This is a genomic window from Pedobacter glucosidilyticus (genome assembly GCF_002483235.1).
GTDB lineage: Bacteria > Bacteroidota > Bacteroidia > Sphingobacteriales > Sphingobacteriaceae > Pseudopedobacter > Pseudopedobacter glucosidilyticum_B.
Map to the genome: position 1 here is coordinate 260,509 of NZ_DLHN01000024.1, position 12,337 is coordinate 272,845.

Consider the following 12,337-nt stretch of genomic DNA (forward strand, 5'->3'; position numbering starts at 1 on the left):
ATAAAATTTAAATATCGAAACAGGAAGCATTCTTATTAACCTGTTTGATAGCTATGTTTTAAGCAAATCGTATGAAAAGAAATAAATTCTAAAAATAATTGAAAATACTATTGCCTAATACATTTTATTTACTGATATTTGCACACTCTTTGTAAAACTGAGTTTTAATAGAAAACACGATATAGTCATGTCAAGAATTTGTGATTTAACAGGAAAAGCATCATTAGTAGGTAACCACGTATCTCATTCGAACGTGAAAACCAAACGTAAGTTTCATCCTAACCTTCAATTAAAGAGATTTTATATCCCTGAAGAAGACCGTTGGATAACTTTAAAAGTTTCCACATCAGCAATAAAAACTATCAATAAAATCGGTATTACCGAGGCTATTAACAGATTCATCAATAAAGGATCTATCTAATTTAAAGACTTTTAAAACCGAAATAGAATGGCTAAGAAAGGCAACAGAGTTCAAGTAATTTTAGAATGTACTGAACATAAAGAAAGCGGAATGGCGGGTACTTCAAGGTATATCACTACCAAGAATCGTAAAAACACTCCAGAGAGATTAGAGATAAAGAAATTTAATCCTGTTTTAAGGAAAGTTACTTTACACAAAGAAATTAAGTAAGAAATAGCTACCTGTTAGCATAAAATAATATTTAACATGGCAAAGAAAGTAGTTGCAACCCTAAAAACCGGAACCGGTAAAGAGTATTCAAAGGTTATTACTATGGTTAAGTCTCCTAAAACAGGCGCTTATACCTTTAAAGAAGTTATTGCACACAATGATCATATTAAAGATGCTATCGTTGCTGCAAAAGAAAGCACTAACGCTTAATTTAAAACTTCTATGATATTGAAGCCGTTCTAATAACCATTAGAATGGCTTTTTTTATTTAATTTTATACCTTATGGGATTATTTGATTTCTTTAAGAAAAAAGAAAAAACTGTTGAAGAAAAAGAAGCCCTTGATAAAGGACTTGAAAAAACTAAAGACACTTTTTTTTCTAAAATAAGTAAGGCTGTTGTAGGAAAATCTACAGTTGATGATGATGTTTTAGACGAATTAGAGGAAATATTAGTCACCTCTGATGTTGGTGTTAGCACCACGCTAAAAATTATAGATAGAATACAAGCAAGAGTTGCTAGAGATAAATATTTAAATACGAGTGAGCTTAATGGTATTCTGAAAGAAGAAATCCAAGCATTATTAGAAGAAAACAACTCAACAGATTTTGAAAATCTGGCATCGTACACCAACCAAAAACCTTATGTCATTATGGTTGTTGGCGTAAATGGTGTAGGAAAAACCACCACCATAGGCAAGTTAGCTTATCAATTAAGAGAAGCTGGACAAAAAGTTGTCTTAGGTGCTGCCGATACTTTTAGAGCTGCGGCTGTTGACCAAATTAAACTTTGGGGAGAGCGTGTTAACGTTAGGGTGGTATCTCAAGGTATGAATGCCGACCCTGCCTCTGTTGCATTTGACACTTTACAATCTGCCGTTGCGAACCAAGAAGATATCGCTATTATTGATACCGCCGGAAGGTTACACAATAAAGTTGGTTTAATGAACGAGCTTTCTAAAATTAAAAATGTCATGAATAAGGTTGTACCGGGTGCACCGCATGAAATCTTATTGGTTTTAGATGCCTCCACAGGGCAAAACGCTATTGAACAGTGTAAGCAATTTACGCAAGCCACCGATGTTAACGCCTTAGCATTAACTAAATTAGACGGTACTGCAAAAGGCGGTGTTGTTATCGGTATTTCTGATCAGTTTAAAATCCCGGTAAAATATATTGGTGTTGGCGAAAAAATGACCGACTTACAGCTTTTCAATAAAAAGGAGTTTGTGGAGTCATTATTCAAGCAATAATCATTAAATTTAGTCATGGAAAGCATCGTAATACATACTAATAACAAAGAAGAAATAAACCTTCTAAAAGAAATTGCCACCAAAATGGGATTTAAATCAGAAGTTGTTAGTACTCATGACAAAGAAGATTTAGGATTAGCAAAAGCTATAGCTGCTAACAATGCAAAAGATATATTATCATTTAATGACGCTCAAGCTTACTATCAGAAGCTTGATAAAGCCAAATGATGGAAATTGTTTTTAACAAAAAATTTCTAAAAGATTTAGCGTCTATTTCATCTAAGCAGAGAGTAAAAATAGAATCTTACGTTTTTAAAGATTATTCCAATGCTGAAGATATTTTAAATTCTGGCAAATTAGAAAAGTTGAAAGATTACTCGCAATTTTATAAAATTAGAATTGGCGATTATAGGTTGGGAATAAAAATAGAAGGGAATATTTTTTCTTATGAAAGGGTACTTCATAGAAAAGAAGTGTATAAATACTTCCCTTAAATAAAAATTATGCGTGTTAAAAAAAGAAATATAAATACCGAAGCTATTAGACCCAGAGTTAATGTAGTAACATTAGGTTGCTCTAAAAATACTTACGACTCTGAGGTACTTATGGGTCAGCTTAAAGGCAATCAAATAGATGTTGTACATGAAGCAAATCGTGTACAAGAAAATGATATTATCGTTATCAATACTTGTGGCTTTATTGATAATGCTAAGCAAGAATCTATTGATACCATATTGCAGTTTAGCGAGCTTAAAGAACAAGGAAAAGTTGGAAAAGTTATTGTTACCGGATGTTTATCAGAACGTTATACTCCAGAATTATCAGCAGAAATCACTAATGTTGATGCTTGGTTTGGCACTAACGATTTACAAAATCTATTAACTTCAGTTGGTGCTAACTACAAATATGAGTTACTAGGAGAAAGACTTTTAACAACACCATCGCATTTTGCTTACTTTAAAATTGCCGAAGGCTGTAATAGACCTTGTTCTTTTTGTGCCATCCCATTAATGCGTGGTAAACACGTATCAAAACCTATTGAAGAGCTGGTAAAAGAAGCCAAACATTTAGCTAAAAACGGCACCAAAGAATTGATTTTAATTGCTCAAGACCTTACTTATTATGGTTTAGACCTTTATAATGAACGTAAATTGGCCGATTTAATGCGCAATCTGTCTGATGTTGATGGCATTGAATGGATAAGATTACAATATGCTTATCCGTCTGGTTTCCCTATGGATATTTTGGATGTGATGAATGAGCGTTCTAATATTTGTAATTATCTGGACATGCCTTTACAACATATTACAGATAATATGTTAAAATCAATGCGTAGAGGCACAACTAAGCAAAAAACCATCGATTTAGTAAATCAGATTAGAGATAAAGTGCCGGATATAGCCATGAGGACCACCTTAATTTGTGGTTATCCAGGCGAAACTCAGCAAGATTTTGAAGAGATGTTAAACTGGGTAGAGGAAACCAAATTTGATAGATTAGGATGTTTCACCTATTCGCATGAAGAAAAAACACATGCTTATGATTTGGTTGATGATGTACCACAAGAAATTAAAGAGGAACGTGTAGAAGCCATCATGGAAGTGCAGCAAGGTATTTCTTTTGACCTTAACCAACAAAAAGTTGGCAACACTTACAAAGTTTTAATTGATAAAAAAGAAGGCGATTACTTTGTGGGAAGAACACAATTTGATTCTCCGGAAGTAGATAATGAAGTATTACTACATGCTGCAGATAACTATGCAACTACAGGTAGTTTTGTACAGGTTAAAATAGACCGGGCAGAAGATTTTGACCTTTATGGAACTATTGTCAAATAATTGATAGAAATAGGGGAAATGATGAATTTTCTCCTATTTTCGTTTGCAATGGAAGCTCAGTATATTGATTATGAAGAAACCCGATGTTTCTCACCGGCGTTAATCAGATACATCAGGCAAGATGCCGATTTAAAGCCTTTTTATCATCAACCATCAAATCTTGCGGGTTTTAAAGCACTGCTAGCAAATAAAAAAGTTATCGCCAACAGGCAAACTTTGGTTGATGCTTTAAAAGAGCAATATCAACAAATCCGTATATCTTCATCTACTCAAGCTCATATAAATCAGCTTCTAGAGCATAACAGCTTTACCATTACAACAGGGCATCAGCTCAATATTTTTACAGGACCGCTTTATTTTATATTCAAAATAGTAACGGCTATTAATTTGGCAAAAGACCTTAAAAAAGAGTTTCCTAACCAAAATTTCATTCCCGTTTATTGGATGGCCTCAGAAGATCATGATTTTGAAGAAATCAATCATACTTATATAGGAGGCAAAAAAATAAGCTGGAAAAAAGAAACTTCTGGAGCAGCAGGCAGAGTAGATACGCAATCTATCATCCAAGCTTTAAATGAATATAAAGGTATTTTAGGTCTTTCAGATAACGCATTAAAACTAAGCGAAATTGTTCAAGAAGCTTATACCAAATTTACAAAACTTGCTGATGCAACACGCTATTTAGTCAATGAGCTTTTTGGAGAGCATGGTTTAGTTATTATAGATGCAGATCATCCAGAACTAAAAAAGCAGTTTGCGCCTATCATTAAACAAGATATTGTTGGGCAGCATAGCTTCCAAAATATCTCCAAGACTAATGAAGCATTAACTAAAATTGGCATAACACCACAAGTAAATGCTCGTGAGATAAACTTCTTTTATTTAACTGATGATTTACGTGAGCGAATTGTTTTCGAGAACAATCAATATCAAGTATTAAATACAGATATAAAGTTTAGTGAAGATGAACTTCATCTGGAAATAGAAAATTATCCTGAAAGATTTAGTCCTAATGTGGTGATGCGCCCTCTTTATCAAGAAGTTATATTACCAAATATTGCTTATATAGGTGGTGGTGCCGAGGTTATTTATTGGCTGCAACTGAAATCAAATTTCGATTTTTATAAAGTTGATTATCCTATTTTAATACTCAGAAATTCGGCTATGATTGCTAGTCCGAAACTAAAAGACAAGTTAAATCGCCTTAAGCTAGATTTTAAGGATATTTTTGAGGATATAGATACTTTAAAATCTCGTTGGATTAAAGTCCATTCAAATCATATTTTAGATTTAAAAAACGAATGGAGAGAGATAGACTGTATTTTTGAAAAATTAAAGTTAAGAGCTCATAAAATAGATCCTACCCTATCCCCAAGTACAGAAGCTGTAAAAGTTAGGTTAGAAAAAGCTATACTAAATCTTGAAAAGAAGCTTTTAAAAGCAGAGAAAAAGAATTTTGCCGACGCTATGAATAATCTTGATAAGATAAAATCGGTATTATTTCCGGGCGGAGGATTACAAGAAAGAAAAGAAAACTTCGGCTTATTTTATGTGGCACAAGGCGATGATTTTATCCAAAATCTAATCCAACATTTTATACCTTTAGATTTTAAATTTACCATACTTATTTAATGGAATACCATATTTTTCCCGAACAGCAGCTAAGAAGTTTTACAGAGAATATTTTTAAAGCTATGGGATGTTCTGATGAGCATGCTAAGTTAGCTGCAGATGTTTTAATTAAAGCTGATTTAAGAGGTATAGACTCTCATGGTGTTGCTCGTTTAACAGGCTATGTAAGATTATGGGAAAAGAAAAGAATTAATACCAAGCCTCATATTAAAGTAGTACATGAAACCAATAGTACCGCTACCGTTGATGGTGATGCAGGTTTAGGACTTATTGTAGCGCCTTGGGCTATGCAAGTAGCGATAAGAAAAGCAGAAGAATGTGGTTCTGGATGGGTTGCCGTGAGAAACTCAAACCATTTTGGTATTGCCGCTTACCACACTTTGATGGCTGTAGAACAAGATATGATCGGTTTCGCCGTAACCAATGCTAGTCCTTTGGTGGCACCAACTTTTTCTACCGAAAGAATGCTAGGGACCAATCCCATTTGCTATGCTTTTCCGGCAGAAAATTATCCGCCAATGGTGGTAGATATGGCAACTTCTACCGCAGCTAATGGGAAACTAGAAATAGCACAAAGGAAAAATACTGAAGTGCCTACAGGCTGGATACAAGATAAGGAAGGTAATCCAACCATAGACCCTCATGGGTTAAAAGCTGGTGGTTCTTTACTTCCACTAGGCTCTGATAGAGAACATGGTAGCCATAAAGGATTTGGCTTAAGTGCTACTGTTGATATTTTATCGGCAGTATTATCTGGCGCTAGTTATGGCCCTTGGGCTCCTCCTTTTGTAGCCTTTATGGATCCATTACCTAACCAACCTGGCCAAGGGCTTGGTCATTTCTTAGGCGCTATGCGTGTTGATGGCTTTAGACCAAAAGCAGCTTTTAAAGCGCACATGGATAATTGGATAAAACGCTTTAAAGAAGCTAAGCCAATTAACCAAGATCAGAAAGTTATTATCCCTGGCGAGCCAGAACTAGCAGCAGAAAAAGACAGAAAAATTAATGGTATACCGCTAATCGATGCTGTTGTAAAAGATATGAATGAGGTTGCCGCTAAGTTTGGGTTACAACAATTGTAATCTAACAATTAGGCATAAAAAAAAGCGAATTTTAAAAAATTCGCTTTTTTTATGCTGTAAATAGGAATTAATGAATTCCCATAAATAGTCTATTCCATCTTATCTTATCAAAGAAAGTTCCGTTTTCATTCCAGCTCATCCATACGAATAAAGCTTTACCAACGATATGGTCTTCAGGAACAAAACCCCAATATCTAGAATCTAATGAATTATGGCGATTATCTCCCATCATCCAATAATAATTCATTTTAAAAGTATAGGTATTAGATTTTTTTCCATTGATGTAAAAATCATTACCTTTTACTTCTAATTGGTTACCCTCGTACAATTGGATAGCTCTTTTATACATCGGGTAGGTTAAACTATCTAGGGTAACTGTCCAACCCTGTTTAGGAACTATAATAGGGCCATAATTATCTTCATTCCATTTTAAATTAGGATCATGAGGAAATATCTCTTGTTTAAACTCCCCTTTTTGAGCTATCATAGGCGTAAAAACTTTCACATTAGAGAAGGCTTTCACTTTACTGATTTCTGTAGATGGCATAATGAAAACATATTCATCAGCACTTACACGCTCTACATCAGTATCAATGTCTTCTAAAGCTTTAGGATTAAACTCCGTTCCATCAGTTTTAACGTAATAAGTTGTTTGACTTCTTTCTGGAATATCAACTTGTTTTCCGTTTACGAAAACCACACCATTATCAATACTTAAAGTATCGCCACCAATAGCTAAACATCTTTTGATATAGTTCTCTCGTTTATCAATCGGGCGGTTTAATGGTTCATCAGCATCCATAGGATAATTAAATACCACTACATCATTGCGCTTAATATCCTGAAAACCAGGTAAACGGTAATAAGGTAATTGCCAGCCGTCCCAATAAGCTTTGGTACCCGTTACCGGCATCGTATGATGAGCAAAAGGAAAAGCAATAGGCGTTATAGGTGTACGAGCACCATAGTTAACCTTACTTACAAATAAGAAATCGCCTACCAATAAAGAGCGTTCCATTGAACCTGTAGGTATGGTATAAGCTTCTATAAACAAACCACGAATTAAAGTAGCAGCTATAACAGCAAAAACTATTGCATCAAGCCATTCTCTGCTGGCGCTTTTCTTTTTTACTGGTGTTTTTTTGTTTTTGTTTTTCTCCCAGAATTTAAAATTCATGATAATATTTTTTTATACATTAAAATTGTACATCTCTTTTACAGAGTAAAAACCTTTTTTACCTTGTAACCATTCTCCAGCTAAGACTGCCCCTAAAGCAAAGCCCTGTCTGCCATGCGCTACATGCTTTAATTCTATACGGTCTACGTCAGAATCATAAATAACAGCATGTGTACCCGGTACTTCACCTTCTCTGTAAGACTCTATAATTAGATGCTCTGGACGGTGTTGTGTTACATTATTTTCCGAAGCATTAACATCAACCCACTCTTTTTTAGTTTTAAACTCTTCTAAAATATCTTCTGCAATGGTAATAGCTGTACCGCTTGGCGAATCTAATTTATGAATATGATGAATTTCTTCCATACCAACATCATATTGGTCAGAAAAGTTATTCATCATCTTGGCAGCAATTTTACTGATTTGGAAAAATATATTAACCCCTACACTAAAGTTTGAGCCATACATAACAGTAGAATTTGCAGTTAAACAAGCATCTTTTACTTGTTGTAACTGTCCATACCATCCGGTAGTACCAACCACTAATGGCACCTGTGCATCAATACATTTTTGGATATTGGTTAAAACAGTTGCTGGTGTACTAAACTCTATGGCTACATCTGCTTTCTGCAGATTTTCTACCGTAAGCTCATGAGTATTACTTTCATCTATTTTTAAAATAATTTCGTGATTACGGTCTAAGGCAATGCTCTCAATCATTTTACCCATTTTGCCGTAGCCTAGTAATGCTATCTTCATAATTTTATGGTTAATTTAAGCATAGGAACCGGAGCTTGGTTTATGCCGAAAGAATAAACTGGTGTATAAATAGAAGGTGATATTTTGATTGCTAAATCGTCATCAACATCAAAAGTTGCTAAGCGGGCGTCTATATAGGCATCAATCATATTGATACCATAAAAACCTACGAAAGCTAATATGCTTAAATCTCTATTTCTTCTATAAAAGTCTTTTGCGCTGTAAATTTGTAAGTCTGAAGCGTTTAAGTATTGCTCAAGTTCTTTACGACCTTCGCTTCTGGCTTGGCTTTCGCCTAAAAACTCTTTATAAAAACGCTGATTAAAATCGTAAACCAGACCTATACCAACAAAGCCACCATAAACTAAAGGAACTTTCCACCATTTTCCGTTTCTTGCTTGCCCCCAACCGGGGATAATAGCCGAACGTAAAACAGCTTTACGTGGTGATTGCAGCTCTGTACTATCTTTAAACAAAGAAAATATATCGCTATTTAAGCGTTGCTTTATAGAAATTTTCGGCTTTTCTACTGATGCAGTATCCTTATTTTGTGCAAAACACAAAACACTGCTACCTAGTAAAATCGCAAAAAATAAAGGCTTAAGCATGCTACCAGTCCAAAAGTTCTAAAATTCTGTTCAGATCATCATCAGATAAAAACGGAATTTCTATACTTCCTTTTCCGTTTGGCTGAACTTTCATTTTAATTTTAGTTGCAAATTTTGAAGATAAATCGTCTTGTATTTTTTGATATTGGAAAGAAACACCATCAGCTTTTTTTGCTGATTCTGGCTTTTTAGCGCCATTTTGTTTGATATTTCTTACCAATTCTTCTACTTTTCTTACTGATAAATCTTTATCAATAATTTCTTGAAAAATAAATAACTGACTAGAAGAATCTTCTACACTGATAAGTGCTCTTGCATGCCCCATAGATAAATGATTATCTCTGATAGCAGCCTGTATTACCGGAGGTAATTTTAATAAACGTAAATAATTGGTAATGGTTGAACGGTTTTTAGAAACCCTATCGCCCAATTCTTCTTGTTTTAAAGAGCATTCATCAATCATCCTCTGGAAACTTAAAGCCACTTCTATAGCATTTAAGTTCTCTCTTTGGATATTCTCTATTAAAGCCATTTCCAGCATTTGCTGGTCGTTAGCTGTGCGTATATAAGCTGGTATTTCATCAATACCGGCCATTTTTGTAGCTCTTAATCTTCTTTCACCAGAAATTAACTGATAAGAATCTCCAACCTTGCGAACGGTAATAGGCTGAATTAAACCTTGAAGTTTTATAGATTCTGAAAGCTCTTTTAAGGCTTCTTCATCAAACTCAAAACGAGGTTGGAATGGATTTACCTGTATTTGATTGATGTTAATTTTACTGATAGAACCTAAAGAAGCCGCATTTATATTTTCTGAAACGATGGGCTGCTGACGCTGATAGGATGTATCCGGAGTATCATTAAGTAAAGCACCTAAACCTTTACCTAAACCAAATTTTCTTTCTTTAGTCATGCTTTATACTACTTCTTTTTGATCAACCGGACTTTCTTTTGATAAACCATTCTTTTTGATAATCTCACGGGCAAGATTTAAATAGTTTATAGCACCTTTAGAATTAGCATCATGCATGATCACTGATATACCAAAGCTTGGCGCCTCGCTCAATCTTGTATTTCTGGCTATAATGGTTTGGAAAACTAAATCTTCAAAATGCGAACGCACTTCTTCTACCACTTGGTTAGAAAGTCGTAAACGTACATCGTACATGGTTAATAAAATCCCTTCTATTTGAAGTTCTGGATTTAAACGTGTTTGTACAATTTTGATGGTATTTAACAACTTACCTAAACCTTCTAACGCAAAATATTCACATTGTACAGGAATAATAACCGAATCTGCTGCTGTAAGCGCATTGATAGTGATTAAACCTAAAGATGGAGAACAATCAATAATGATAAAATCATATTGGTCTCTAATTTTTTCTAAAACTGCCTTCATCTTGAACTCGCGTTCATGAAGATTTATCATCTCTATTTCTGCACCTACTAAATCTATATGGGCAGGTAATAAATCTAAATTAGGGGTTTCTGTTTTCCTAATAGCTTCTTTAGGGTCAACATCATTAATGATACATTCGTAAATACTTGTTTTGATGGTACGAGGATCAAAACCTATACCTGATGTAGAATTTGCCTGAGGATCGGCATCAACAATTAAAGTTTTAAACTCAAGTACGGCTAAACTTGCTGCTAAATTAATAGAGGAAGTTGTTTTACCTACTCCTCCTTTCTGATTGGCAATTGCTATTATCTTACTCATCTACCTAAAGTATGCTATATGCTAGTATGTTTGCTATAGTTAAAAAGCCATATTTTTGTAATTTTGAGCTTATTTAACCACTTTTTCATAAAGGGCTAAGATACAAATTTAAACAATATCAATTTCCACACGTTTAGAAGATTTATAAACATACAGATATGACTTTAATAATTTCAGCAACTAACAGGCTGAATAGTAATACGCTTAAAGTAGCAAAATATTACCAAAAAATTTTAAAAGCTAAAGGCACAGATGCCTCTGTTTTATCTTTAACAGATTTACCTGAAAATTTAATTATTTCTGATCTATATGGTAAAAGAAGTGCCGAGTTCCAAAATATACAACAATTGGTTTCTGCCGCTGATAAATTTCTTTTTGTGATTCCAGAATATAATGGAAGTTTCCCGGGTATTTTAAAAGTTTTTATAGATGCTTGCGACTTTCCTCAATCTTTCTACGGTAAAAAAGCAGCTTTAGTTGGTGTATCATCAGGAAAATATGGAAACATACGTGGTGTAGACCATTTTACTGGTGTTTGTAATTATATGAATATGCAGGTTATGCCCTTAAAAATTCATGTTACGGCAGTACATAAAGAATTAAATGAAGATGCTGATTTCTTTAATGCCGATACCGTCAAGTTTTGCGATGAGCAAGCAGAAAAGTTTATTGCTTTTTAAGCTACATCAAACTTAAGCCAAGCATTGCCTTCATAACCAAAATTGAAATATTTTGGTGTGATGATTTCAGCTAAAATCTCGATAGAATCTACTAAGCGTGGACCACTTCTGTTAAAATAGTGGTTACCATCAGCAATGTAGATTTTATTGTTTTTAACAGCTTGCAAATCTTTCCATTGCGGTTGACTCAATAAAACACCTATCTCTTGCATGGTTCTAGAGATAGAAAAACCACATGGCATCACAACGATAATATCTGGATTTGCTTCTGCAATTTCGTCCCAACTTACAAAGGGAGAATGCTGGCCATTTTGCGCTAATAATGATGTACCTCCTGCAATTTCTACTAACTCAGGAATCCAATTCCCTGATACCATTACAGGTTCTAGCCACTCTATACAAGCTACTTTAGGTTTATCATTAAAAAACTTTAGTTTATGTTTTACGATGTCTTTTCGCTCTTCTAAATCTTCTATCAAAGCTTCGGCTGCAAGCATCGTGTCTGTTGCTACAGCTATTTTTCTAATATCATCAAAAACATCATTTAAAACTTTAGGTTCTAACGAAATAATTTGGCTTTGATGACTAATAAAATCGGCCAAAGCCTCTTCTACATCTTTTAAAGAAACGGCACAAACATCACATTGTGCTTGGGTAATGATGATATCAGGTTTTAATTGTTGAATTAATGCTTTATCAATTTTGTAGATAGATAAAGAATCTGATAAAATTTCTTTCACTTGTTGATCTATCTCTTTACTGCTACCTGTTGAAGTAAATTTCGCATCAGAGCAAATAGGCAAATGCTGGACACTGGCTGGAAAATCACACTCGTGAGAGCGTCCAACCAAATTTTCTTCTAAGCCTAAAGCACAAATAATCTCGGTTGCGGCAGGTAATAAAGAAATAATTCTCTTCATGAATATCAAGTTTCTGCAAAGATAGTAAAATCAAAACA

At 34.2% G+C, this 12,337-nt stretch carries 16 protein-coding genes; 10 read left to right on the forward strand and 6 right to left on the reverse strand.

Annotated features, from left to right (window positions below; translation table 11 throughout):
• The first annotated feature begins 187 nt into the window (after positions 1-187).
• The 9 genes from rpmB (at position 188) to B2745_RS10600 (ending at position 6,435) form a co-directional block, all read left to right on the forward strand.
• Entirely contained in the window at positions 188-421 is a 234-nt protein-coding gene (rpmB, locus tag B2745_RS10560; protein WP_026902657.1) for a 50S ribosomal protein L28, read from the forward strand.
• 27 nt (positions 422-448) lie between these two features.
• Positions 449-631, forward strand: a complete 183-nt coding sequence (gene rpmG / locus B2745_RS10565) for a 50S ribosomal protein L33 (protein WP_026902658.1) — start codon at positions 449-451, stop codon at positions 629-631.
• Positions 632-667: 36 nt separating this feature from the next.
• Positions 668-841, forward strand: coding sequence for a DUF4295 domain-containing protein (locus tag B2745_RS10570; RefSeq protein WP_154288353.1), 174 nt, complete (start codon positions 668-670; stop codon positions 839-841).
• Positions 842-914: 73 nt separating this feature from the next.
• Entirely contained in the window at positions 915-1,883 is a 969-nt protein-coding gene (gene ftsY, locus B2745_RS10575) for a signal recognition particle-docking protein FtsY (RefSeq protein ID WP_304066222.1), read from the forward strand.
• A 15-nt stretch (positions 1,884-1,898) separates the two neighbouring features.
• Entirely contained in the window at positions 1,899-2,111 is a 213-nt protein-coding gene (locus B2745_RS10580) for a hypothetical protein (RefSeq protein ID WP_304066223.1), read from the forward strand.
• Positions 2,108-2,377, forward strand: coding sequence for a type II toxin-antitoxin system RelE family toxin (locus B2745_RS10585; RefSeq protein ID WP_304066225.1), 270 nt, complete (start codon positions 2,108-2,110; stop codon positions 2,375-2,377). The genes B2745_RS10580 and B2745_RS10585 overlap by 4 nt, the downstream gene beginning before the upstream one ends.
• Positions 2,378-2,386: 9 nt before the next feature.
• On the forward strand, positions 2,387-3,721 hold the full coding sequence (rimO, locus tag B2745_RS10590) for a 30S ribosomal protein S12 methylthiotransferase RimO (protein ID WP_304066227.1): 1,335 nt from the start codon (positions 2,387-2,389) through the stop codon (positions 3,719-3,721).
• 18 nt (positions 3,722-3,739) lie between these two features.
• On the forward strand, positions 3,740-5,353 hold the full coding sequence (gene bshC, locus B2745_RS10595; protein ID WP_349681783.1) for a bacillithiol biosynthesis cysteine-adding enzyme BshC: 1,614 nt from the start codon (positions 3,740-3,742) through the stop codon (positions 5,351-5,353).
• Positions 5,353-6,435, forward strand: coding sequence for an Ldh family oxidoreductase (locus B2745_RS10600; protein ID WP_304066229.1), 1,083 nt, complete (start codon positions 5,353-5,355; stop codon positions 6,433-6,435). Before bshC ends, B2745_RS10600 begins: the two co-directional genes overlap by 1 nt.
• Before the next feature lie 67 nt (positions 6,436-6,502).
• Here B2745_RS10600 and lepB read toward each other — a convergent pair whose 3' ends face one another.
• From lepB to B2745_RS10625, 5 genes are read right to left on the reverse strand one after another with little or no spacing between them, the layout of a single operon-like run.
• A complete protein-coding gene (lepB, locus tag B2745_RS10605) occupies positions 6,503-7,612 on the reverse strand; it encodes a signal peptidase I (RefSeq protein ID WP_304066232.1) in 1,110 nt (369 codons plus the stop codon).
• Positions 7,613-7,624: 12 nt separating this feature from the next.
• Entirely contained in the window at positions 7,625-8,371 is a 747-nt protein-coding gene (dapB, locus tag B2745_RS10610; protein WP_304066235.1) for a 4-hydroxy-tetrahydrodipicolinate reductase, read from the reverse strand.
• Positions 8,368-8,979 (reverse strand): DUF5683 domain-containing protein, encoded by a 612-nt coding sequence (locus B2745_RS10615; protein WP_304066237.1) that lies wholly within the window; start codon positions 8,977-8,979, stop codon positions 8,368-8,370. Before B2745_RS10615 ends, dapB begins: the two co-directional genes overlap by 4 nt.
• A 1-nt stretch (position 8,980) precedes the next feature.
• Positions 8,981-9,892, reverse strand: a complete 912-nt coding sequence (locus B2745_RS10620) for a ParB/RepB/Spo0J family partition protein (protein WP_304066240.1) — start codon at positions 9,890-9,892, stop codon at positions 8,981-8,983.
• Positions 9,893-9,895: 3 nt separating this feature from the next.
• On the reverse strand, positions 9,896-10,699 hold the full coding sequence (locus B2745_RS10625) for a ParA family protein (RefSeq protein ID WP_026902669.1): 804 nt from the start codon (positions 10,697-10,699) through the stop codon (positions 9,896-9,898).
• Between the two features lie 158 nt (positions 10,700-10,857).
• Here B2745_RS10625 and B2745_RS10630 point away from each other — a divergent pair, with 158 nt between their 5' ends.
• Entirely contained in the window at positions 10,858-11,379 is a 522-nt protein-coding gene (locus B2745_RS10630; protein WP_304066243.1) for an NADPH-dependent FMN reductase, read from the forward strand.
• Here B2745_RS10630 and B2745_RS10635 read toward each other — a convergent pair.
• Complete coding sequence (locus B2745_RS10635) at positions 11,376-12,299, reverse strand: cobalamin-binding protein (RefSeq protein ID WP_304066246.1); 924 nt, start codon at positions 12,297-12,299, stop codon at positions 11,376-11,378. The two genes, B2745_RS10630 and B2745_RS10635, sit on opposite strands and share 4 nt — an antisense overlap.
• Positions 12,300-12,337: the final 38 nt, after the last annotated feature.